Origin of the sequence: Mammaliicoccus sp. JADD-157, assembly GCF_049310805.1 — a bacterium.
Lineage (GTDB): Bacteria > Bacillota > Bacilli > Staphylococcales > Staphylococcaceae > Mammaliicoccus > Mammaliicoccus lentus.
In genome coordinates this window covers 363602-386527 of record NZ_JBMOVZ010000002.1, presented here as the reverse complement: position 1 = coordinate 386527, position 22926 = coordinate 363602, and the positions used below count along the sequence as shown (strand labels likewise).

At 30.7% G+C, this 22926-nt stretch carries 25 protein-coding genes and 1 riboswitch; of the genes, 17 read left to right on the top strand and 8 right to left on the bottom strand.

From position 1 onward, the window contains the following. The first annotated feature begins 207 nt into the window (after positions 1–207). The 4 genes from ACO6VN_RS08410 (at position 208) to menC (ending at position 5020) form a co-directional block, all read left to right on the top strand. On the top strand, positions 208–1110 hold the full coding sequence (locus ACO6VN_RS08410; protein ID WP_422404474.1) for a DegV family protein: 903 nt from the start codon (positions 208–210) through the stop codon (positions 1108–1110). 138 nt (positions 1111–1248) lie between these two features. Then, positions 1249–2415, top strand: coding sequence for an MFS transporter (locus tag ACO6VN_RS08405; RefSeq protein WP_422404473.1), 1167 nt, complete (start codon positions 1249–1251; stop codon positions 2413–2415). Positions 2416–2616: 201 nt separating this feature from the next. Continuing rightward, on the top strand, positions 2617–4020 hold the full coding sequence (menE, locus tag ACO6VN_RS08400; RefSeq protein WP_422404472.1) for an o-succinylbenzoate--CoA ligase: 1404 nt from the start codon (positions 2617–2619) through the stop codon (positions 4018–4020). Further along, positions 4007–5020: an o-succinylbenzoate synthase gene (gene menC, locus ACO6VN_RS08395; RefSeq protein ID WP_422404471.1), complete on the top strand. Its 1014-nt coding sequence runs from the start codon at positions 4007–4009 to the stop codon at positions 5018–5020. Before menE ends, menC begins: the two co-directional genes overlap by 14 nt. Positions 5021–5080: 60 nt before the next feature. Here menC and yidD read toward each other — a convergent pair whose 3' ends face one another. Together yidD and ACO6VN_RS08385 are read right to left on the bottom strand one after the other, a co-directional pair. Further along, a complete protein-coding gene (gene yidD, locus ACO6VN_RS08390) occupies positions 5081–5311 on the bottom strand; it encodes a membrane protein insertion efficiency factor YidD (RefSeq protein WP_422404470.1) in 231 nt (76 codons plus the stop codon). A 10-nt stretch (positions 5312–5321) separates the two neighbouring features. Then, a complete protein-coding gene (locus tag ACO6VN_RS08385) occupies positions 5322–6107 on the bottom strand; it encodes a hypothetical protein (protein WP_422404469.1) in 786 nt (261 codons plus the stop codon). A gap of 66 nt (positions 6108–6173) precedes the next feature. Here ACO6VN_RS08385 and ytkD point away from each other — a divergent pair, with 66 nt between their 5' ends. Together ytkD and ACO6VN_RS08375 are read left to right on the top strand one after the other, a co-directional pair. Continuing rightward, positions 6174–6638, top strand: a complete 465-nt coding sequence (ytkD, locus tag ACO6VN_RS08380) for an RNA deprotection pyrophosphohydrolase (protein ID WP_017001130.1) — start codon at positions 6174–6176, stop codon at positions 6636–6638. Further along, complete coding sequence (locus ACO6VN_RS08375; RefSeq protein WP_422404468.1) at positions 6622–7392, top strand: alpha/beta hydrolase family protein; 771 nt, start codon at positions 6622–6624, stop codon at positions 7390–7392. The genes ytkD and ACO6VN_RS08375 overlap by 17 nt, the downstream gene beginning before the upstream one ends. 41 nt (positions 7393–7433) lie before the next feature. Here ACO6VN_RS08375 and pckA read toward each other — a convergent pair whose 3' ends face one another. After that, the gene (pckA, locus tag ACO6VN_RS08370) at positions 7434–9035 is read right to left on the bottom strand and encodes a phosphoenolpyruvate carboxykinase (ATP) (RefSeq protein ID WP_422404467.1); all 1602 of its coding nucleotides are present in this window, start codon (positions 9033–9035) and stop codon (positions 7434–7436) included. A 182-nt stretch (positions 9036–9217) separates the two neighbouring features. After that, positions 9218–9330: riboswitch (SAM riboswitch) on the top strand. A gap of 105 nt (positions 9331–9435) precedes the next feature. On the opposite strand from pckA, the gene metK reads away from it, so the two are divergent. The 4 genes from metK (at position 9436) to ACO6VN_RS08350 (ending at position 14126) form a co-directional block, all read left to right on the top strand. Further along, positions 9436–10632, top strand: coding sequence for a methionine adenosyltransferase (gene metK, locus ACO6VN_RS08365; RefSeq protein ID WP_064205308.1), 1197 nt, complete (start codon positions 9436–9438; stop codon positions 10630–10632). A 265-nt stretch (positions 10633–10897) separates the two neighbouring features. Then, complete coding sequence (locus ACO6VN_RS08360) at positions 10898–11809, top strand: nuclease-related domain-containing protein (protein WP_422404466.1); 912 nt, start codon at positions 10898–10900, stop codon at positions 11807–11809. A 68-nt stretch (positions 11810–11877) separates the two neighbouring features. Continuing rightward, positions 11878–13260: an NAD-dependent succinate-semialdehyde dehydrogenase gene (locus ACO6VN_RS08355; RefSeq protein ID WP_422404465.1), complete on the top strand. Its 1383-nt coding sequence runs from the start codon at positions 11878–11880 to the stop codon at positions 13258–13260. 23 nt (positions 13261–13283) lie between these two features. Beyond that, positions 13284–14126: an aldo/keto reductase gene (locus tag ACO6VN_RS08350; RefSeq protein WP_422404464.1), complete on the top strand. Its 843-nt coding sequence runs from the start codon at positions 13284–13286 to the stop codon at positions 14124–14126. A gap of 137 nt (positions 14127–14263) precedes the next feature. Here the strand turns inward: ACO6VN_RS08350 and crcB (ACO6VN_RS08345) are convergent, their stop codons facing one another. The 4 genes from crcB (ACO6VN_RS08345) to ACO6VN_RS08330 form a co-directional block, all read right to left on the bottom strand. Continuing rightward, positions 14264–14611 (bottom strand): fluoride efflux transporter CrcB, encoded by a 348-nt coding sequence (gene crcB, locus ACO6VN_RS08345; RefSeq protein WP_422404463.1) that lies wholly within the window; start codon positions 14609–14611, stop codon positions 14264–14266. Beyond that, positions 14608–14973 (bottom strand): fluoride efflux transporter CrcB, encoded by a 366-nt coding sequence (gene crcB, locus ACO6VN_RS08340; RefSeq protein WP_422404462.1) that lies wholly within the window; start codon positions 14971–14973, stop codon positions 14608–14610. Before crcB (ACO6VN_RS08340) ends, crcB (ACO6VN_RS08345) begins: the two co-directional genes overlap by 4 nt. Positions 14974–15152: 179 nt before the next feature. Continuing rightward, entirely contained in the window at positions 15153–15455 is a 303-nt protein-coding gene (locus tag ACO6VN_RS08335) for a hypothetical protein (RefSeq protein ID WP_017001140.1), read from the bottom strand. A 46-nt stretch (positions 15456–15501) separates the two neighbouring features. After that, a complete protein-coding gene (locus ACO6VN_RS08330) occupies positions 15502–16350 on the bottom strand; it encodes a hypothetical protein (RefSeq protein ID WP_422404461.1) in 849 nt (282 codons plus the stop codon). A 202-nt stretch (positions 16351–16552) separates the two neighbouring features. On the opposite strand from ACO6VN_RS08330, the gene ACO6VN_RS08325 reads away from it, so the two are divergent. From ACO6VN_RS08325 to ACO6VN_RS08310, 4 genes are all read left to right on the top strand, one after another. Then, entirely contained in the window at positions 16553–17263 is a 711-nt protein-coding gene (locus tag ACO6VN_RS08325; RefSeq protein WP_194201393.1) for a transaldolase, read from the top strand. A 201-nt stretch (positions 17264–17464) separates the two neighbouring features. Next, positions 17465–18322: a cation diffusion facilitator family transporter gene (locus ACO6VN_RS08320; protein WP_017001143.1), complete on the top strand. Its 858-nt coding sequence runs from the start codon at positions 17465–17467 to the stop codon at positions 18320–18322. A gap of 462 nt (positions 18323–18784) precedes the next feature. Continuing rightward, positions 18785–19339 carry a sugar O-acetyltransferase gene (locus ACO6VN_RS08315; RefSeq protein WP_194201392.1) on the top strand — a complete coding sequence of 185 codons (555 nt, stop codon included), beginning with the start codon at positions 18785–18787 and terminating at the stop codon, positions 19337–19339. A 106-nt stretch (positions 19340–19445) separates the two neighbouring features. Beyond that, positions 19446–19607, top strand: coding sequence for a hypothetical protein (locus ACO6VN_RS08310; protein ID WP_017001124.1), 162 nt, complete (start codon positions 19446–19448; stop codon positions 19605–19607). Between the two features lie 118 nt (positions 19608–19725). On the opposite strand, the gene ACO6VN_RS08305 is transcribed toward ACO6VN_RS08310, so the two are convergent. Beyond that, positions 19726–21072, bottom strand: a complete 1347-nt coding sequence (locus ACO6VN_RS08305) for a PepSY-associated TM helix domain-containing protein (protein ID WP_422404460.1) — start codon at positions 21070–21072, stop codon at positions 19726–19728. Between the two features lie 210 nt (positions 21073–21282). Between ACO6VN_RS08305 and ACO6VN_RS08300 the strand changes: the two genes are divergently transcribed. The 3 genes from ACO6VN_RS08300 to ACO6VN_RS08290 all read left to right on the top strand — a co-directional run bounded on the left by ACO6VN_RS08300 (position 21283) and on the right by ACO6VN_RS08290 (position 22920). Then, a complete protein-coding gene (locus ACO6VN_RS08300) occupies positions 21283–21672 on the top strand; it encodes a hypothetical protein (RefSeq protein WP_017000852.1) in 390 nt (129 codons plus the stop codon). 56 nt (positions 21673–21728) lie between these two features. After that, positions 21729–22370: an HAD family hydrolase gene (locus ACO6VN_RS08295; protein WP_216683586.1), complete on the top strand. Its 642-nt coding sequence runs from the start codon at positions 21729–21731 to the stop codon at positions 22368–22370. A 100-nt stretch (positions 22371–22470) separates the two neighbouring features. Next, positions 22471–22920 (top strand): hypothetical protein, encoded by a 450-nt coding sequence (locus tag ACO6VN_RS08290; RefSeq protein WP_017000850.1) that lies wholly within the window; start codon positions 22471–22473, stop codon positions 22918–22920. Positions 22921–22926 lie beyond the last annotated feature (6 nt).

The following is a 22926-nucleotide window of genomic DNA, read 5'->3' as shown; positions in this document are numbered from 1 at the left end:
AAAAAGAATTATGCCCCTCTCTCTTTATATATTAATATAATTAATAATTTTTAATGAAATTGTAAAAATAGGTGTTATTCGATTAACATAATTATAAAAGATATATTGATATTATAAAATGTATTTTATTGTATAATCATAAAAATTTATGGTATACATTTTTAATTGTTAATTTATAGGTTTTGTGGTAAAAATGAAGATGAGATAGTGGAATTTACCATTAACTTAAATAAACAGCATGATAGTGATGCGTTTTTTGGAGGAAGTATGAAATTAGCTTGGTTAATAGATACTACAACTTATATTGATGATAATGTTGATAGCAAAGATGTGTTTGTTGTTTCTTTATCAACAATTATCGATGGAAAACCATATAAAGATACGGAATTTGAAAGTTCAAATGTATTTTTTGAAATGTTAAAAGAAAATGGGAATGGTGCAAAAACTGCTCAACCAACGCCACAAGATTTTATTGAAACATACCAACACATTCAAGAAGAAGGTTATACACATGTTATAGCAATACATCCTTCTAGCGCTTTATCTGGTACTTATAATTCTTCGTTATCTACTGCACAGACATTCCCGATGGAAATACATGTAATCGATAGCGGCACGGGAAGTTTTCCACAGAAAGATTTATTAGAACAGGGTAGAAAACTTGCTGAAGACGGGTGTTCATTTGATGAAATTGTTAATCAATTAGAATCTTATAAAGACTCAAGCGAACTATATTTATTGCCTAGAAATTTACAGCAGTTAAAGAATAGTGGTCGCGTAACAAATAGTAAATATTTATTAAGTAGTTTATTAAATATTAAACTTTTATTAAAACTTGAACATGGGAAAATCGAATTAGAAGTTAAATCTAGAGGTATGAAGAAGATAGAAGCTTATTTAGTGCGTCATATTGATGAAGCAATCGCTAAAGGTGTGGAAAGAATTGGTGTATTGCATGCTGGTAACGAAAAAGAAGCACATATTTGGAAAGAGCGTATTCTTACATTGAATAGAAATATTCAAGTATCAGTTGAACCTCTTGTACCAGTGGCAAGTGTACACACGGGATATGAAACAATAGCAATTGGATGGATTAATACAAACAAGTAAATAAATATTTTAAAAGTTGAGAATATTTTCTCAACTTTTTTATTTTGAGAAATATTAAATATGCTCTTGTTTTAATTTTGTAAAAGTACTATCATAGATAAATCTGATTAAAATAATATGATTAAGGAGTGACTATAAATGAAAAAATATCCTTTAGCGATTTGGATATTAAGTTTAGGAGCTTTTGCAATTGGTATGACAGAGTTTGTAATTATGGGACTTTTACCAAACATTGCGAGAGACTTAAATGTTTCTGTATCTGATGCGGGTCAACTTATTACAGGGTATGCTTTGAGTGTAGCAATTGGTGGACCAATTATTGTACTAGCAACTTATAAATTACCTAGAAAGAACTTGCTTATTTTATTAATGGCTATATTTATAATAGGTAATGGTATTGGTAGTTTTGCCCCTAACTATAGTTCACTTATGATTAGTAGGGTTATAGCTGCTTTAGCTCATGGGTCATTCTTTGGGATAGGATCATTATTCGCAGCAAATATGGTAGCACCTCATAAAAGAGCAAGTGCTATGGCTTTAATGTTTATGGGATTAACATTAAGTAATATTATCGGTGTACCATTCGGGACATTTATTGGTCAATTATTAGGCTGGAAAATGACATTTGTTGTTATAAGTGTTTTAGGATTATTTACACTTATAGGGATTATCAAATATGTTCCAAATCAAGAAGAAACGCAACCAATTTCGATTAAGAATGAATTGAATGTCTTAAAAGATTTAAAATTATGGCTAACTTTAGGTGTGACACTATTTGGATTTAGTAGTGTATTTGCTTACTTCACTTACATTTCACAAATATTGATTAACGTTTCTAATATTGAAGAACGTTGGATATCATTTGTTTTAATTATCTTTGGTGTAGGAGTTACATTAGGTAATATTATTGGTGGAAGACTGGCAGATTGGAACTTAAACAAAGCCTTACAAATTATATTCGTTATATTTCCTATCTATATATTATTAATGTATTACATTCAAAACTATAGCGTGCTAATGGTAGTAGGAATATTTGTATTTGGTTTGATTGGATTTAGTATGAGTCCGTCATTACAATTTAAGAGTACAATTGTCTCTCAAGATGCTCCAATGCTAGCAAGTACGTTAAACCAATCAGCGTTTAATATCGGGAATGCATTAGGTGCAGCTATTGGTGGTGTAGTTGTGAGCCAATTAGGAACAGAAAATTTAGCATTAGTTGCGCCGTTCCTAACAATTATTGGTTTAATATTCTTAATATTAGAGCAAGCATTATCTAAAAAAAGAGCTTTAAAAACTGCATAATTTTTTATTGGGAGTCTAGGACATAAATAATTGTCCCAGACTCTCTTTTTGTATTGGCAGTAGCTGACAGGGGTACTATGTTGCACGTGGGGCTTCTCTTGCAACATTCATGTTTTTATCCATACATATTTAAGCTTTTTTTATGTGTTACCACTAATTTATAGGTATAATATATATTGATGTAAGGAGGTCAAATAACAAATGAGACATTGGATTGAGGAACGTGTAATTAAAACACCTCATAAAATAGCGGTTCAGCAAGGAGAAAACATTTTAACTTATAAAGAATTATTAAAAGATGCGAAAAAATATGCGCAATTTTTGAATGAGTTAAATCTTGAAAGAGTAGCTTTATATATTAAAAATGATATCCATCATGCTGCACTTATTATAGGTGCATGGTTGGAAAATGTTGAGCTTGTAATGATTAATACGAAATTAACTACTAAAGAAATTGAAAACCAATTAAACTGCATAGATGTTCATACAGTATTAAGTTATCAAGACTTAAAAATAAATCAAAAAGTAATTAATATAAATGATATTGAAGGACGAAACGAAGTATATGAAATTAAGCCATTTAATATAAATAAAATTGCTACAATTATGTTCACTTCTGGCACAACAGGACCTGCTAAAGCTGTTCCTCAAACATTTAACAATCATTATTATAGTGCACTTGGTTGTAAAGAAAGCTTAGGTTTTGATGAATCAACTCGGTGGCTTTCAGTGTTACCTATTTATCATATATCGGGGCTAAGTGTATTGATTAGAAGTTTAATCTTTGGTTTTAAAGTTATCATTGAGCCGAAATTTGAGATAAATCGTGTAATGGATCTTATAAAAAACAATAATATAACTCATATATCACTCGTACCTCAAACTTTGCAATGGTTAATGGAATCAAATCTAGATCAACCATATAATTTAGAAAAAATATTATTAGGAGGGGCAAAATTATCTCCTTCACTTATTAAAGAGTCTTTAAGTAGATCGTTACCTATATATAACTCATTTGGTATGACAGAAACGTGTTCTCAATTCGTTACAGCAAGTCCTGATATGTTGAAAGAGGAACCAGAAACTGTAGGAAAAGTACCTTCAAATGTTAAGTTGAAAATTATAAATAGTAATGAGCAAGGCCACGGGGAAGTAGCTGTATTGGGTGAAAATGTAATGAATGGTTATTTAACATCTAATAATCCTGAAGAAGATTTTATAAATGGATATTTTAAAACGGGGGATATTGGTTCTATTAATGACGAAGGATTTATTTTTATTTATGATCGGAGAAAAGATTTAATCATAAGTGGTGGCGAAAATATATATCCATTTGAAATTGAACATGTTGTGTTAAACCATATAGACATCATTAATTGTGTAGCCGTTCCGGTAGAAGATGAAAAATGGGGGCAAGTTCCTGCACTTGTATATGAATCATCTAAACAAATTAAAGATGTGGAATTGATCAACTTGTTAAATAATCATTTAGCCAAGTATAAACATCCTAAACATTTTTATAAAATTAAAGAAATTCCAAGAACTTCGACGGGCAAGTTATCTAGACATAAAGTAAAGGCGTGGGTAGATTATGTTAGGAAATGAAATGAACTTTTATACGTTTACTGCTGAATTTAAGATTCCCATTAAAACGCCTTTAATTGAACTTGATAGTAGGGAAGTATTAGTAGTTGAATGGAAAGATTATGAAGGAAATACTTTTTACGGTGAATGTAATGCTTTTTCTACTTATTGGTACCATTACGAGACGATACAATCTGTTCAAAATATTTTAACCATATGGTATGAAAATAATAAATACAACCAACTTGATAGTTATGATAAAGCTAGTTTATCATTAGAGTCTTTAAACGACTATCCCAATGCAAGAAGCGTCATGTCTATGATATTCTTTCAAAAATTTCATGAGTTACAAGAGATAGAAGTAGATTATGGTGCAACAATTAGTGGGAACCTTCAAGAATATTTTAAAAGCTACAACGGTCGATTGCCATCGCGCATCAAAGTAAAATGGAATGATAATATAAAAGAGGATATGAAATATTTAAAGATGAATTATCCTGAAGTTAAAAGGGCAATCGATGCGAATGGTATTTTAAATACAGATATTATAAAAGTGCTAAATAGTTTTTATGATGAAAATTTTATTTATATAGAACAACCATTTAAAGAACTTGAACAATACAAAGAAGTAACTAATAAATTAGAAATACCTGTTTTTATTGATGAGTCTGCTACAAGTTTAGAAACGATACAAAATTTTAGAGAATCAAACGTAATTGATGGTGTTGTTATTAAACCATCAAGAGTAGGTGGAATAGACAAAGCTTTAGAAATTATACATTATTGTAAAGATAACCAATTGAAAGTTGTTATAGGCGGTATGTATGAGTTTGGATTAAGTAGTTATTTTACAGCATATTTGGCACAATATAGTGATTTACCAAGTGATATAACACCAAGTGATTATTATTTTGAAGATGACTTTGTCTATACATCTTCAAAGTTAACAAATCAAAGCTTGTTATACTCACCGCCATTTGTTAAATATAATAAATTAAAAAAAATTAAGTCTGAGATATAGAGAGGTCTCAGACTTAATTAGTATTTTACAGTAGCTGACTGGAGTTATAATATATAAATATTAATGTTCATGGTCTTTTTTAGGTGGTACTGGATCAAAACCGCCTGGGTGAAATGGATGGCACTTTAGTATTCTTTTAATAGCCAGCCAAGTTCCTTTGAGAACGCCGTATTCGGAAATAGCTTCTATTGCGTAATTAGAACATGTCGGATGAAAGCGACATGTTGGAGGCGTAAGAGGAGAAATATATCTTTGATATAATCGAATTAGCTTAATAAATAATTTTTTCATTGCTAAGCTCCTATTTATATTGATTGTTTGTTAAATTTTTATATGGCTTCACATCTGTGCTGTTAAATTTATAGAAATCTGTCGTTTGTTTCATGTGGATTTTAATATTCTCATTTTTAATTTTTCCAGTAGCTTCTATGTCAAATGTAAGCTGTTTAGGCAAGCTTTTATTCTTTTGGAATGATAATTTAAAGTTACCTTTTTTAATTTTTAAATCACTTATATTACTTAATGAATTTTGGTCAATTAAAGGTGATTGGCTATAACCAAAATCATATAAGTATTTCATAACTTTACCTGTACCTTCGTAAGACAATGTTCTATCTTCTAAACTGATATCATCTTCAATAGGTTTTAGTAAACTTTGGTTAAATGTTGTTAAATCAAACCAATCTTGACCAAGTTTTTGATAATAATCAACTTCTGCATTTTGTGTGTGATAATTTAAGTAATTAGATTTAGGTGAAGATTTGAGTTTGTTTGAGTCAACATATATACTTTTGTTCATCGTTTTAAATGCTTTACTATTACTTTCTTGTTCGATATTAAAAGCTAGCTTATCGTGGTGATTAGTACGACCGTGCGATTCTTGATTCAATTTTATCTTTTTACCTTGATAATCAACCGTCGTTACATTTTTAGAATGAATTGAATGTGTATCAATTTTCTTAATATTTTTCTGAAAAGATTCAATAGCATCTGAGCTATCTTTATAATTATTTTGACCTTGTTGACTACAACTTGCTAGAATAAGAGTAATTGTCATGACAAGGGTTGTAAAAATTAACTTTTTCAATAGTTTCTACCTTTCTAATAAAATATATATACAGTTTATCATAATCAATGAAAGAGGTCGTGTATCATGCGTTATAAAGATCCAAATGGATTGTTTGTTGATCTACAATTTAAAGAACAAATAGAAGCCCAACATGCAAAGCATGTATTAGCGATACCTATATATAACAATCAAATTGTTCTAACACACCATAAAATAAGAGGTATAGAGTTACCTGGTGGAAAAGTTGAAAAAAATGAAACGAATAAAGAAGCAGTTATTCGAGAATTATACGAAGAAACGGGCGCTAAAGCTAAGTGTGCTATGTTTATTGCCTCATATATCGTCCATGATAAAATTCCATTTGATAAAGATGTATATATTGTTAATGTTGAAGAAATATTCGAAAAAAATGATTATTTAGAGACGTATGGTCCTATAATTGTAGATAATATAAATGAAGTCAACGAAGAAGATAAAAGTTTTTTACTTAAAGATAAAGCAATATTAACATGTTTAGAAAGGGTGTATGAACTTGGATTTCTTAAATAGAAAAAGAATGCCTATATTTTTTAACAATCATTACACTGAAGAAGTTACTTATTCAGTAGATGACTTAAAAGTGAAAGGCTTGCTCATGACTCCCTATGCCAAAGTGAAACGCATTGTTGTTTATTTAAGAGGCGGTAAGGGTCAAGTAGGTAGAGTTCGACCAGGTAGAATGGCTCAATTTAAAAATCCAAATGCACTTGTTTTTGCACCATATTATCGAGGAAGTAACGGTAGCGAAGGAAGAGATGAGTTTTGTGGTGATGATTTAAATGATGTTATTACCGGCATTAATATTTTAAAATCAAAATATCCAGAAGCACCTATTCATATGATAGGTTTTTCAAGAGGTGGAATACAAGGTCTGCTTACGTATCAAAAAGTAAAAGCATCTAGTTATATTATATGGGGCGGGGTAACAGATATGCTTATGATGTATAAAGAACGTGTTGATTTGAGAGGAATGCTGCGTCGTATGGTAGGTCACCCTAAGAAGCAACCGGAAGCTTATGAAAGGCGTGATGCGCTTAAAATGATTCGTGAAGACAGCCCTCCTATATTAATTATTCATGGAGATGAGGATGCTCAAGTAGGAATAGACATGGCTTACCACTTAGAACAACATTTAATAAAAGAAACCGTCTTTCACAAAACGATTTATAAACAAGGGGAAGGTCACGTTTTTAGACCTCAAACAGAAAAAGAAACTTTAATCGAACTACAAAATTGGATGAATTTATGCGAACAAAAAAACTGAGCCATAAATAAATGGGCTCAGTTTTTTGTTCTAATATAAGATTAAATTCGATTATAATTAAATCCGCCTTCTTCTTGAATGTGTTCAGAGGCTTCACCGAATTTAGAGAAATTCTCTTTAAAGTCCTTTGCAAGTTGTTTAGCTTTTTCATCATACGCTTCTTGAGATACCCAAGTATTACGGGGATATAAAATTTCTGAAGGTACGCCAGCTACATGTTTAGGAATATTCAAACCGAATATTTCATCTTGAATAAATTCGGAGTTTTTAATTTCTCCGCTTATTGCACGTCTTATCATAGAACGAGTATATGTTAATTCCATTCTAGAACCAACACCATATTCTCCGCCAGTCCATCCTGTATTTACTAAGTAAACGTCTACGCCATGTTCATCAATTAATTTACCGAGTAACTCAGCATATTCTGTTGCATGTAATGGTAAGAACGGTGAACCGAAGCATGTTGAGAACACTGGTTGAGGGCTCGTTACGCCTCTTTCTGTACCAGCTAATTTAGAAGTGAAACCACTTAAGAAATGATACATAGCTTGAGATTTATCAAGTTTTGAAATAGGTGGTAACACACCAAATGCGTCAGCTGTTAAGAAAATAATAGTATTTGGATGACCTGCAATTGACGGTTGTACGATATTATCAATGAAGTCAATTGGATATGCAGCTCGTGTGTTTTCAGTTAATGTTGTGTCGTCATAATCAACCCTACCATCTTTTTGCACACCAACATTCTCTAAGACTGTACCGTAACGAATAGCATCATATATTTGAGGTTCTTTTTCTTGGCTTAAACTTACAGTTTTAGCATAACAGCCACCTTCAATATTAAATACGCCATTTTCGTTCCAACCATGTTCATCATCACCAATTAATTTTCTGTTTGGGTCAGCTGATAAAGTTGTTTTTCCTGTTCCAGATAGACCAAAGAATAAAGCAACGTCATTATTGTATCCAACATTTGCAGAACAGTGCATGCTCATGATACCTTTTTTAGGAAGAAGGTAATTCATAACTGAAAAAATACCTTTTTTCATTTCTCCAGCATATTCTGTTCCGCCAATTAAAATTACACGATGTTTAAAAGAAGTAATAATAAATGTTTCAGAGTTTGTTCCATCTTTTTCAGGGTCTGCTTTGAAACCAGGGGCACTTATTATTGTGAAATTAGGATTGATATTTAAAGCCTCTTCTTTTGTTTCAGGGCGGATAAACATATTTTGTGCAAATAAATTATGCCAAGGTAGTTCGTTTATAACACGTAAATCTAAACGAGTAGATTCATCGGCACCCGCATATCCGTTGAAGACATAAAGTTGTGATTTTTGGTTTAAATAGTCAATAACTTGATCATATAAATTTAAAAAAATGTGTTCAGAAATAGGTTGGTTTATAGAACCCCAGTCTATATCTTGTTCCGTGTCCTCTTCTTTAACAATAAATTTGTCTTTAGGTGAGCGACCTGTGTATTTACCAGTTTCCATTCTAATAGCTCCGGATTCAGTTAACACACCTTCACCTGATTCTAAAATGTGTTTGTACAATTCAGATCTAGAAAGTTGTTTTAAAGTTGTTTCTTTGCTAAGAAGATTAGTTAATTCGATTGATTCTGTAATTGACTGTATTGCCATAAATGACGACCCCCATGTCTAGAAATTATTTTGTAAGCATTTTCATGGAATTAGTATAACACATTTAGATAAATAGTCTATACTAATAAACGAATTTATTGTTAAAAGTTTATGACAAAATATTTATTTCGTGTTTCATTGACATAATTCTAAAACTTTAGTATTATCATTTCTGACGGATTCTCTTATCCTGAGTGGTGGAGGGACATGGACCCAATGAAACCCAGCAACCTCTTTCTAAATGAAAGGAAGGTGCCAAACCGTTTGCAGACCAATATTGTCTGAACGATAAGAGCGAATGGACACGAGTGTGCCTTCTCTCTATTGTTTTATAGAGAGAAGGCACTTTTTATTTGCACTGAGGAAGAGACCGTACAACATAATCTAAAGGAGATTTTTTATGTCAAAAAACAGAAGACTCTTCACATCCGAATCAGTAACAGAAGGACATCCTGATAAAATTGCCGACCAAATATCTGATGCAATTTTAGATGAATTACTAAAAGGTGATCCAAAAGCGAGAGTCGCTTGTGAAACAACTGTAACTACAGGTATGGCTTTAATTTCAGGAGAAATATCAACTTCAACATACGTAGATATTCCGAAAGTAGTAAGAGAGACTGTAAAAGATATAGGGTATACTAGAGCGAAGTATGGTTATGATTTCCAAACAATGGCAATATTAACAGCTATCGATGAACAATCACCTGATATTGCTCAAGGTGTTGATTGTGCTTTAGAAGATAGAGACGATTTAACCGATAGTGAAATTGAGTCTATCGGTGCTGGAGACCAAGGCTTAATGTTTGGTTATGCTACAAATGAAACTGAAACATATATGCCGTTACCAGTATATTTAGCTCATCAATTGTCAAAAAGGCTAACTGATGTACGTAAAGATGGCACTTTAGAATATTTACGTCCAGATGGAAAGACACAAGTAACAATAGAATACGACGAAAATGATAAACCATTAAGAGTAGATACTATTGTTGTTTCTTCACAACATCATGAAAAAATAGAATTAGAAAAAATTCAACAAGATATTAAAGATCATGTTATATATCCAATCGTTCCTAAGGAATTATTAGATGATCAAACAAAATTCTTTATTAATCCTACTGGAAGATTTGTTATTGGTGGGCCACAAGGAGACGCAGGTTTAACAGGTAGAAAAATCATCGTTGATACATATGGTGGTTATGCTAGACACGGTGGAGGTTGCTTCAGTGGTAAAGATCCAACTAAAGTTGATAGATCTGGTGCTTATGCGGCTCGTTATGTAGCTAAAAATATCGTAGCTAGCGGCTTAGCTGATAAATGTGAAGTTCAACTTGCATACGCAATTGGAGTAGCACAACCTGTTTCAATTGCAGTTGACACTGCTGGTACTGGTAAAGTTGAAGAAAATGTACTAGTAGAAAAAATAAGAGAATTATTTGATTTAAGACCAGCGGGTATTATTCAAATGCTAAACTTAAGACAACCAATATATAAAAAGACTGCAGCATACGGTCATTTTGGTAGAACTGATGTAGAATTACCATGGGAACAATTAGATAAAGTAGAATTATTAAAAGATTTAGTAAATAAATAAACCTAAAAGTAAAATCAGTATCAAAAAAGAGTCTCATCATTAGTTATATGATCTAGTGGTGAGATTCTTTTTATATATATTCTTAGATATCTGAGAATTTTAATTTACTTATAAAGTGTGTATTAACTATAGAAATGTACGATGTATTTAAAAAATCAAAAAATAATGCTTAAATTAGAGAAGAATATTGAAGATATATACTGAATTTATTTATAATATTTACTATAATAGATGTAATACATAAGAAAGGGAGCGATCAGCAAATATGAGTCAATTAGAACCGATTCATTATGGATTAATCGCAGCTGTCGTTATTGCGATAATATTTATCATATTGTTCTTTGTTTCATTAAAACAAAGAAAGAATTCTTTGGCTAAAGTTCAGGAACAACATAAGAAGCAAAATGAGTCACTTAAATCTGAACATAAAGAAAAATTGGACCATGAACGAGTAGAAAACAAAAAGGTTCTATCTAAACAAAAAGAAGAGCATCAAGTTGAAATTTCTCAAAAAGAAAGAGAAATTGACTCATTAAAAATATTTTCGAAAAATGAAGGAGAATATATAACTGATAGACATTTATTAGATCTCCGTGATCAACTTGTTAATGAACGAAGAATAAGACCTGAAGATATGCATATAATGGCAAATATCTTTTTACCTAAAGATCCTTTAGGTAAGGTACATCAAATCGATCATATTGTTTTAACGAGAACTGGTATTTATGTTATTGACTCTAATTTGGTAAACGGCCATATATATCATGGTATAACTGAACAGCAATTTAGTGAGTTCCCTATACTTGGGCAAGTGTTTGAAACATTGGATTTAAATCCTAAAAAAGAACAAACTTTACTCCTTGAAAAACAAGCTAGTAAAAAATCAGCTGCATTTCATGATTATACTGATAAAGTTAAAGAAGTGGACGAAACATCTGAAGAATTACAAAGACAACTCGAACTTAAATATACGCCAACACCAATCATCTATTTCCATCCTGATGAAGTGGATGAAGCCACAATTAGTAATTACTCACAAGATCCAAATATTAAAGTGCTTGTTGGTGAACAACAATTACAACATTTCTTCAATAAATTTGTATTCCATGGAAGATTCCAATACAGTGTTGAAGATCTAGAAAGAATAATGGACGAGTTAGAAAAGTTTAATCCTTAAGCAGAAAACGCTACAATAATAGTAGCGTTTTCTTTTTTTATAAATAATATGAAAAGGTGGTTGTGAAAATGAGTGAGAAACAATTTGATGTTAGAAATCCTGCTACGGAAGAAATTATTGAAACTTTGAACAATAATAGTGAAGAAGAGATTAACGAAATGATTGAAAATGCTCATCATGCTTTTCAAAAATTTAAAAAAACAACAACTCACGAAAGAAGTGCACTTCTATATAAATGGCGTGAGCTCATTTTAGAACAAGAAGAAGAAATTGCGTTAATTATGACTAAAGAAAGTGGTAAACCATTAAAAGAATCAAAAGGTGAAGTAAAGTATGCTACAGATTATATTTTATGGTTTGCTGAAGAAGCTAAAAGAACTTATGGCAGAGCAATACCAGAGCATGTAGATAATAAAAGATTAATCGTAACTAGAGCACCGGTGGGTGTTGTAGCAAGTATTACACCATGGAATTTCCCGGCAGCAATGATGACAAGAAAAGCAGCGCCAGCTCTAGCAGCAGGATGTACATTTATTTGTAAACCTGCACAAGATACACCTTTAACAACAATGAAATTTGTAGATTTAGCTCATGAAGCAGGTTTTGATAAAGATGTTATACAATATGTTAATGGTTCGGGTAAAGACGTTGGTAAAATCTTTACAAGCCATGAATTAATTTCTAAAATCACTTACACAGGTTCTACACCAGTAGGTAAACAATTAATGGAGCAATCTAGTTCAACTCTTAAAAAAGTTACGTTAGAATTAGGAGGGCACGCACCTTTAATTGTTCATGCAGATGCTGATATAGAAAAAGCCGTACAAGGTACAATAGCATCTAAGTTTAGAAATGCTGGTCAAACTTGCGTATGTGCTAACAGAATATATGTACATGAATCTATTAAAGATAAATTTGAATCTTCATTAAAATCTGAAGTGAACAAATTGAAAGTAGGTAACGGACAAAATGAATCTACTGACATTGGTCCTGTAATCAATAGTGATGGATTTGAGAAAATAAAATCACATATTGATGATGCAACTAGTAAAGGTGCTCGTGTAGTAACTGGAGGAGATAGTTATAAAGATGGTGGTTATTTTGTAGAGCCAACTATTCTATCTGAAGTTACTGATGATATGAAAATTATGTTTGAAGAAACATTTGGACCAGTTATACCAATTCAAACATATAATTCATTAGAAGAAGCAATCAAGAAAGCGAATGATACACCATTTGGTTTAGCAGCATATTTCTTTACAGAAAATTATGCAACTGGCATAGAATTATATGAAAACTTAAATTATGGTGTGATTGGTTGGAATGATGGAGGTCCAAGTGCTGCACATATCCCGTTCGGTGGTATGAAAGAAAGTGGTTTTGGTCGAGAAGGCGGTTCAGAAGGTATTGAGCCATATCTAGAAACAAAAGTAGCTTCAATACTATTATAAAGATAAAACCAGGAGGAAATAACATGACACAGAAACAAGTAGAATTTTACAATGGTAATACAATACCAGCACTAGGATTAGGAACGTTTAGAGTTGAAAACAATGATGAATGTAGAGAAGCGGTTAAACATGCTATAGAAAGTGGTTACCGTCATATAGATACAGCACAAACTTACAAAAATGAAGAAAAAGTAGGCCAAGGTATTAAAGAAGGTTTAGAATCAGCAGGCTTAAATAGAGAAGATTTATTTATAACTACTAAACTATGGATGACGGATTACGGTATGGAAAATGTCCAAAATGCATATGAAGCTTCAATACAAAGACTTGGGCTAGACTATGTAGATTTATATCTGATTCATTGGCCTGGAGACGATAAAGAATTAATTGCTGAAACGTGGAAAGCAATGGAAGCTTTATATAACGATGGCAAAATTAAAAACATAGGTGTGAGTAATTTTAATGTTTCACATTTAGAAAGTTTGTTACAAGAAGCATCTATTAAACCAGTGATTAATCAAATTGAATGCCACCCATATCTAACTCAAAAAGACTTAAGAACATACTTAAAAGCGCAAAAAATTGTAGCTCAATCATGGTCTCCATTAATGAATGGACAAATTTTAGAAGATGAAACAGTTAAAGAGATAGCAGAAGAAATAGGTAAAACACCAGCTCAAGTTATCATTAGATGGAATATTGATGAAGATATAGTTGTGATACCAAAATCAGTAACACCATCAAGAATTGAAGAGAATTTAAATGTTTTTGATTTTGAATTAAATGAAGATCAATTGTCACGATTAAATAATTTAAATAAAGACGAAAGAATTGGACCTGACCCAGAGAAATTTACTGGTAAATAAGGTAAATAAGTAAAATATAAATAAATTCTCCTAAGCCATTAGATTTTAAAATTTTGGATTGGGAGAATTTTTTCGAATTTTTAAGGGTATGCATGCCTAAGTATAGGTGTTAGTACTTTAAAAAACATTGAAATTTGTTAAATGATATAGCCTATATAACAAGCAGTTAATGATAATATAACCGTTAATACTATATATAATATCATTTGTTTATATGATTTTAATAAGTAACGTTCATATACTTCAAGTATATGTGTTGAAAAAGTTGTGTAACCTCCACAAAAACCGATAGCTAATATCGAATAAATATGTGAACTTTCTGCTATATATTGTGCACAAAGCCCTATAATAAAGCTCCCAACAACATTAACGATTAATGTAGCAAAAGGGAAACTTTGCGTGAAAAATTTACTGATAATTTGATTTGTCACATGTCTAAGTACTGCTCCTACACCAGAGCTTATCATTATTAAAATTAATATCATTTTTCCTCTGTCCCTTTCTTATATCCGAGAGCAACAAATATAAATCCTAAGATAATACTTATAGTTACATAAGTAAAAGCTAATATAAATTGTCCGCTTTTTAACAAGTGTATTGTTTCTAAACTTAGACTAGAATACGTAGTAAGTGCACCTAAGAAACCAGTTGTTATCATTTTCTGTATATAAGGGTGTTTTTTTAAATATTTTATAAAATAAGTAGAGCAAATACCCATAAGAAGAGCACCAATTAGATTTACTGATAAAGTCGAGAAGGGGAAGGTATTACTTGAAATAATAAAACTTGAAAGATAGCGTAATCCACCTCCAATTGCACCACCTATAAATATTACGACATAAATCATATAAAAACCTCCAAAATAAAAAGGGGCGGGACAGAAATCTTATTTTTTAAAAAAGATTTCGCAGTACCGCCCCGGCAAGGGTGACTAGGAGTAAAAAAGCTTGATATAAGTGCATTTTTTATTCCAGTCAGTTACTGTCAATATCATGACAGAGGTTGAGACATTGATAATATCCTACCTTAAATTATACCAAAGAATTTCACTATAACGACAATGTGGTAAATAATAACAACAAATAATAAAATTGGTAAAAATTTACTGATTTTCGCAATAGTTTTATGTTTTTCAGTTTGATATTTAATTGACTTATCAGTTGTAATAACAGCAATAAGTAATAGAATGCCGTTTAAAATACTGCTGATTAATACAAGTGATACTAGAGATCCAAACCATGATTCTATGAGAGGATTCTGTGCACTTAAAAATAAACTAATAATCATGAGTACAACTGATATATAAAAATAGCGTTTAGCTTTATCCATGATGGCCTCCAAAATTTCCATATAATCGCTTATGTTATCATAAATGTTAATTCAATGCATCTAATAACTTTAATACTTCTTCAAAATCATCCATCTTTTTACAGTGACTTGGAAGAATAAATAACTTTTTATTACTGCTATGCTTAAAATCAATTAATTTCATATGGGTTTCTATAAAACGCTCGCCATTATATGATTGTTTAAGTAGTCGTTTTGTAGGAAGTTCATTTTTGTCTAAATTTGAACGACACCATGCAGCGTCACTACACATAAATATATTTAAATCTTGAAATTTCATCATTAAGCCAAATTGACCAGGCATTGCTCCAGGTAAATAATAACTGATTAGTGAATCATTATTTAAAATTTTAAATCCTTTACCAAGAACAGAATCATCAACTTTCGAAAAATTTTCTATAAATTCTATACGATCTTTAAAGTCATCAGGCATAACATGGAAACTCAATTGTAGGCTATTGTTTGAAACTTGTTGTGTTATGAAATCATGATAAGCTTCATGAGAAGTGATAATCGTAGCGTTTTTAAAAGCATTTAAATATCCAATGTGGTGACTAGCGAAATTTGTAATAATACAATAATCAATTTGATCAGGATGAATATGGTCTTTCATAAGTTGGCTTGGCAACGTTTCAAAAACTTTATAATCTTGTCTATGAAAAAGTTTTAAAGTTTTTAAATCGGTGCTAGGCTTAACGCGTTCTGAAAAACCAGTATTGATTAAAATTTTAAAATCGTTAATTTCTAAATAATAAGAAAAGATGTAATAGCGTTCGACTAAACTTTTCTTTCTATTATTTATGATGGCTTCGTCTCCTAGAAAGGAGCCCGTTGAATATAGCTTGAAGTGTTTAATTATTTCATGCTTGTCAATCATCGTAACTCACCACCTAGTTAATCCATATTTTAAATATATAAATCATATTTATAATTAAACTTATATTTATGTATATTATGACATAAAACTATTGAAATTACATTTAAGGAAGCTTAACAAATGTTATATAAATCAAATAATTTAGTAAGCGATTGCAAATTGTGGTACGATAATGTTACATAAATTGAAAGGAATGAATAGCATGAGTAATCTGAAAGTACAAGTATTTGCTGATGGTGCAGACATCGAAGAAATGAAGCAAGCATACCAAAATAATGAAGTAGATGGTTTTACTACAAATCCTAGTTTAATGAAAAAAGCAGGCGTTACTGACTATAAAACATTTGCTGAAGAAGCAGTTAAAGCAATCCCAGACGCTTCAATTTCATTTGAAGTATTTGCGGATGATATAGAAACTATGGAAAAAGAAGCAGAAATTTTAAAACAATACGGTGAAAATGTATTCGTAAAAATTCCTGTCGTTAATACTAAAGGTGAATCTATGATTTCACTTATTAAAAAACTGTCAGAGAATGACGTGAAAGTAAACGTTACGGCAGTATATACAATAGAACAAGTAAAAGAAATTGTTGAAGTGATTAAACCGGGAGTTGAAACATACGTATCTGTATTTGCAGGACGTATTGCTGATACTGGTGTAGATCCACTTCCTTTAATGAAAGAAGCAGAAAAAGTTTGTCATAGCAAAGAAGGCGTGAAATTGTTATGGGCAAGCTGTAGAGAATTATTTAATGTCGTTCAAGCAGATGAAATTGATGTTGATATTATTACATGTCCAAAAGATGTAGTGGCTAAGGTTCCTAACATTGGAAGAGATGTAAATGAATTATCAGTAGATACAGTTAAAGGTTTCGCTAAAGATATTAAAGCAAGTGGTTTGAGCATTTTATAATTAATATTGTGAAGTTATAAAAAAGGAGTTTGGTACATAATATACCAAGCTCCTTTTTACTGAAATAAATATTAAATTATAGGTAGACCTAAACTAGAATTAACCCACTAAATTAATATTATTTTACGATAGCTAATTCATTAACTTGTCTGTTGTTTTGTTATATAATCATATTTCAATGATAAAAATGGAGTGGACAATATGGCAAACAACTTAAGACTAGCTCAAAAGGGTGCATATATTAGTATTGTTATGTATATCATTCTTTCAATTATAAAATATATAGTAGGTACCAGTTATCATTCTTCTGCTTTAAGAGCAGATAGTTTAAATAACTTAACGGATATTTTCGTTTCAGTGGCTGTATTAGTAGGATTAAAAATATCTATAAAGCCAGCAGATAAGAATCATCCGTATGGACATATGAAGACTGAGAATATTACAACTTTAATCGTTTCATTTATAATCATGTTCGTAGGTATTCAAGTTATATCATCTAATATACCTATACTTTTCACTGGAGAGTATGGTCAACCTAGCACTTTAACAATATGGGTCAGTTTCATCAGTGGTATTGTCATGCTTCTCGTATATAAATTTAATGATTCTTTATCAAAGAAAACAAAGAGTACATCTTTAAAATCTGCATCTAAAGATAACTTATCCGATGCACTAGTCAGTATTGGTACTGGTATAGGTCTAATATTCACACAAATTGGATTCCCTATAGTGGATATTGTCTTAGCAGTTATTTTAGGTGTGATTATTGTGTTTACTGGTTTTTCAATATTTAAAGAATCTATATTTACACTTAGTGACGGATTTCACGAAAAAGATTTAAACAATTATAGTGAGGATATATCTAAAATACCTGGTGTAATAGATGTTCCATCGATTAAAGGCCGATACCACGGAAATAGTGTGTTTTTAGATGTTACAATTGTTGTAGATAAAAAACTTTCTTTAGACGAAGCTCACGATATATGTGACTTAGTTGAAAAAGAATTACAAAAATCAGGGGTATATTCGTCTTATGTTCATCCTGAACCTAATTTATAAAAAACTTATCGAGTCTGGGACATAATTATGTCTCAGACTCTTTTTGCTGATTCTTAAATTTCCTATTTTTTTATATTTGTTGCTATTATCAACCCTTAAAACATATTTCATTTTAGACTTTTCTCGTGAAGATATACAAAAGTGCTTTATTTTTGGTTCAACTTTTGGGTTAGACCTTATAAGAAGGGATGTATTTAGATTAATGAGATAGAAAATCCAATAAGAGGGTATTTATTTGGATTAATGAGATAGAAAATCCAATAAGAAGGTATGTAGTTGGATTAATATGGTAGAAAATCCAATAAGAAGGTTGTTATTTGGATTTATACCCCTAGATCTTTAGTTATATTGGCAATTGTTGATTGGATTGAAATATTTTTTCAATCCTAGTCTTACTCTCTATTTGTTTATATTAAATGTATAAGGTAAAATGATGTTTCATTAATAGAAAGGAACGATAATATGTCTGAAAAAGAGAAAATGATAAGAGGAGATTTATATTTACCGAGTGACAATGAATTAGTAGAAGATAGAAAAAAAGCACGCGAATTAACATATGAGTTTAACCAATTACCGATTAAAGAAAAAGACAAAAGAAAAAAAGTACTACAAAGATTATTAGGTGGTTATAAAGAAAACTTTGAAATTAATCCACTATTTAATGTTGATTATGGATATAATATTTTTATAGGAGAAAACTTTTATTCTAACTACAACTGTACAATGTTAGATGTTTCTACAATACATATCGGTGATAATTGTATGTTTGGCCCTAATGTAGGATTATACACAGCCACACACCCAATTGATCCAGGTGAAAGAAATTCCGGATTAGAATTTGCTAAACCCATAGTAATTGGGGATAATGTTTGGATTGGTGGTAGTGTTGTTGTTAATCCTGGAGTCACTATCGGTGATAATGTAGTAATTGCCTCTGGAGCAGTAGTGATTAAAAACGTTCCTTCTAATAAAGTAGTCGGAGGAAATCCAGCTAAGATAATCAAAAGTATAGATTGATTCTTGTGTTATTTACTATAAATTAAAACTAATTCATAATAATAATCATATCAATATGGTATATTATGGTCATAGCGTTCAAAAAAAACAAAAGGGGATGTTATGCATGCAAATATTAGGAAAAGGCTATGAAAATGATCATCATTACTTTCATGTCATAACAAATCAAAACCATTTAATAAAAGTGAGAGTACCAGATGATATGGATGATGATGAATTAAGATATTTATTAGAAGCGGTTTGTAATGATTATGATGAAAGCCATTAATAATATTTATTATAAAGATTGAGTTCGGGACATAGATTCTAACTCAAAATAAATAAGCATATCACTTAACTGATTATCTCAGTTTGAAAGTAATATGCTTATTTTTTATTAGATATATTTAGGTAACGGTTTTTTGAGTTTTTTTCCATAATATAAATTCAACTATTGCTACAATCACTAATGAAGCTCCAAACAACGGCATTATTATGCCTAACAACACTAGTGGTATTATTAATCCAAGTGACCACTTTCCTTTAACAATTGGAGGAGCGCCAAAGGTACCAGTTTTTCGTCGTTTCATCCAAGTGATAAAACCTAATACTATGCCGCCTATGAATGTGATGCAAACTAGTAAATTCATTACTTTATTTGCTGTACCGAACAGATGACCTTCGTGAAGCGGAATACCATAACTAAACCATTTTCCTACAATTCCATAATCTTGATAGTCAACTTTACCTAATTGTTTGCTAGAATATTGATCATAATAAGCTGTAGTTTCTTCTTTAGGTGGGACGTCTAGACCAGTTACACCACTGTTACTGCTTTTAGAAACAGTGAAGACCCCATCTTTATCTCCTGGATATACTACTGAGAAGGGTTCTTTAATGCCATCTTGTTTACTTTGAGTTATAATATTCTCTAAGCTTTGTTGACCATTTGTACCAATCATACTTGTTGAATTACCATGATGCTCTGCATGTGCATCCTTTTCCGATTTGGGTTTTTCTTTAGTTCTAGTTGCCCAAGGTAATTCGTTATCCTCAGATTTTGGAGGGTTAGATTTTAATGCTGTATACCCTAACTTTGGATGGTCCTCAGCAAACTGATTAATTTGTTTTCCCATAAACGCCGACCAAGGTAAGCCTGTTAAGACGACTATAAAAATAGGTATAGCTATGATTAATCCAACTATTGCATGTAGTCGTCTATTAAATAAGAATGCGTTTTTCTTTTTAGGATTCTTTAATGCTTTTGATTTGAAAGTTAAATAAACACCAGATAGTATCATAAAGATTGTCCAACATGCTGCTAATTCAACTAAATAATTTACGATTGTACCACCAACAAATAAAGAGCTGTGTAATTCTCTAAGTACATTTGAATAAGTGAATTTAGCATTTTGATTAGCCACTCTTTGATTATGTTCATCTAAAAATATGTATCTAGAGTCTCCTTTATCATTACCGATTGTGACACGGTTATTGTATGGTTCATCCATAATACTTATTTTTTTAATTTCGTATCCTTTATAAACTTCTTGTATTTCTTTAACTGCACCATCTAATGATTGATGACCTCTTGTTTCGCTATTTGAGAAAAATTCATCCTCATATATATGATTCTCTACATTAGTAAAAAATAAATAACCAATGCCTGTTAAAGATAAAGTTAGAAGTAAAGGTGTAATAAAAAACGCTGCGTAAAAATGTAAACGTCTTAATGGGTTATAAACTTGTTTCACAATAACATCCCCAATTCCTTTATTTATTCTCGCCTAGTTAAAGGTATAACTTCAAGAAAATAAATACAATATGAAAAAGTGGAAAATTATGAAACTTTAGTGAATTTAGAAAAAGCCGTGTAATAAATGTATCCAAAATGTAATATTAAAACACTCTAAAAATTCAGAATAAAATGTTAAAATTGAATAAATGAGATGAGGTGAATTACTGTGCTTACAAATGTAACTTTAATCAATGACAAAAAAAGTCGAAAAAATATAATAAATAAATTTTATAAAGGCTTAAATCAAGAAAGTATACACGAAGCCGTTATAAGTTTAGAAGAAAGAAAATATCAAAATTTTGAGCATGGTGAAGTTTACTTTCAAGGCGATCTTAGTTCAGAAGAACAACAAGATTTAAATTTAAGTAAATCAGACGGGGTATTTATTATTAATGAGGATAATAAAAAGTGTGGAGCAATTGTCCCTTTACAACTTATTGTCCAATATTTAGCATCTAATCAAGAAGCAATTGCTAAAGAAAAAGGGTTAAGTATTATACAATTGGAGAATATTATCGATCGTTTAGAGTTAACTCTAAAATCAGAAGGTTTATAAAATGCAAATAAGTCACGATTTCGTGACTTTTATTTTTTTAGAATGGAGTGTTAAATATGTACGAAGCAATTATTTTCGATTTTGACGGTACAATTATAGATACAGAGATTCATTTATTTAATACACTAAATAAGCATATTGAAAATTATAAAAATCCACCTATATCTTTAGATGAATATAAAGCCTCAATCGGATCAGTATCAAAAGAATTAGATGAAAGAATATTTAATGCACTAGGTTCAGAAACCGCATTAAAAGAAATGTTTGAAGATCATTATAAAGGCACATACAATTTACCACTAAAACCAGAAGTTAAAAAATTATACGATTATAGTGTGGAAACTAATTTGAAGATGGGTATTGCTACTAGTAGTTACAAAAAAGATATAATACATAACGTTGAACGTTTAGAGTTGAATAAAAATATAAATGTTATAAAAGGAAGAGAAGATGTAGCATTTGTAAAACCTAATCCGGAATTATATATTCAGGCAGCTCATGAATTAAACGTAGAACCTGATAAGTGCTTAGCAATTGAGGATACACCTAATGGAGCTCAAGCAGCTGTTGATGCTGGAATGGATGTTATTGTTATAACACATGATATTACAAAAGACTTGGACTTTAGTCATATAAATATTTTAGATAAGAATGTAAAGGCTGAAGAAATTATAGAACGTTATATTGAACGAGCATAAAATAGTTTTTAATTAATAGTTTAAATCTAAGATTAATTTAATCCCAACGTATATTGATTAATGTTATAATAAATTTACTAATGACATTTAGAGGTGTTGCATGAATAACGAACAATATAAATCGGTTGTTTATAAAAAATTGTGGTTTATAAACAATAAAGAAAAAGAAGTTGCTACAGAGATGCTTAATAGCAATGAAAATCTATTAGAGCAACATGGTAAACCTAGTCATTTTGTTTCTAATTTTCTTGAGAAAGAAATTATAGATAAAGCTAAACCACCAAGTTCAATAGATAAAGCTATGACGTTAGGAGGGCTATTATTTGGTAATGTCCTCATGGTAGGTATTCTCATTACGGCAGCATTGTTAATATTAGGTACATTCACTTTATACTTCACAAAACCTTTAAGTGAGGCGCTATTATTTCAGCTACTATACATCATTCTAGGTGTCGTATTACTTTTCATTGGTTATAAAGGCATAAAGTGGGTAAATGCTTACTTCACAAAAAGAATACTAATAGCCAAATGGCTCAAAGATTTATCGTAGCATATG

Coding starts and splice junctions, on each gene's coding strand:
- ACO6VN_RS08405 (WP_422404473.1), top strand. CDS start 1,249: ATGAAAAAATATCCTTTAGCGATTTGGATATTAAGTTTAGGAGCTTTT.
- menE (WP_422404472.1), top strand. CDS start 2,617: ATGAGACATTGGATTGAGGAACGTGTAATTAAAACACCTCATAAAATA.
- menC (WP_422404471.1), top strand. CDS start 4,007: ATGTTAGGAAATGAAATGAACTTTTATACGTTTACTGCTGAATTTAAG.
- yidD (WP_422404470.1), bottom strand. CDS start 5,311: ATGAAAAAATTATTTATTAAGCTAATTCGATTATATCAAAGATATATT.
- ytkD (WP_017001130.1), top strand. CDS start 6,174: ATGCGTTATAAAGATCCAAATGGATTGTTTGTTGATCTACAATTTAAA.
- pckA (WP_422404467.1), bottom strand. CDS start 9,035: ATGGCAATACAGTCAATTACAGAATCAATCGAATTAACTAATCTTCTT.
- metK (WP_064205308.1), top strand. CDS start 9,436: ATGTCAAAAAACAGAAGACTCTTCACATCCGAATCAGTAACAGAAGGA.
- ACO6VN_RS08360 (WP_422404466.1), top strand. CDS start 10,898: ATGAGTCAATTAGAACCGATTCATTATGGATTAATCGCAGCTGTCGTT.
- ACO6VN_RS08355 (WP_422404465.1), top strand. CDS start 11,878: ATGAGTGAGAAACAATTTGATGTTAGAAATCCTGCTACGGAAGAAATT.
- ACO6VN_RS08350 (WP_422404464.1), top strand. CDS start 13,284: ATGACACAGAAACAAGTAGAATTTTACAATGGTAATACAATACCAGCA.
- crcB (WP_422404463.1), bottom strand. CDS start 14,611: ATGATATTAATTTTAATAATGATAAGCTCTGGTGTAGGAGCAGTACTT.
- crcB (WP_422404462.1), bottom strand. CDS start 14,973: ATGATTTATGTCGTAATATTTATAGGTGGTGCAATTGGAGGTGGATTA.
- ACO6VN_RS08335 (WP_017001140.1), bottom strand. CDS start 15,455: ATGGATAAAGCTAAACGCTATTTTTATATATCAGTTGTACTCATGATT.
- ACO6VN_RS08330 (WP_422404461.1), bottom strand. CDS start 16,350: ATGATTGACAAGCATGAAATAATTAAACACTTCAAGCTATATTCAACG.
- ACO6VN_RS08325 (WP_194201393.1), top strand. CDS start 16,553: ATGAGTAATCTGAAAGTACAAGTATTTGCTGATGGTGCAGACATCGAA.
- ACO6VN_RS08320 (WP_017001143.1), top strand. CDS start 17,465: ATGGCAAACAACTTAAGACTAGCTCAAAAGGGTGCATATATTAGTATT.
- ACO6VN_RS08315 (WP_194201392.1), top strand. CDS start 18,785: ATGTCTGAAAAAGAGAAAATGATAAGAGGAGATTTATATTTACCGAGT.
- ACO6VN_RS08310 (WP_017001124.1), top strand. CDS start 19,446: ATGCAAATATTAGGAAAAGGCTATGAAAATGATCATCATTACTTTCAT.
- ACO6VN_RS08295 (WP_216683586.1), top strand. CDS start 21,729: ATGTACGAAGCAATTATTTTCGATTTTGACGGTACAATTATAGATACA.
- ACO6VN_RS08290 (WP_017000850.1), top strand. CDS start 22,471: ATGAATAACGAACAATATAAATCGGTTGTTTATAAAAAATTGTGGTTT.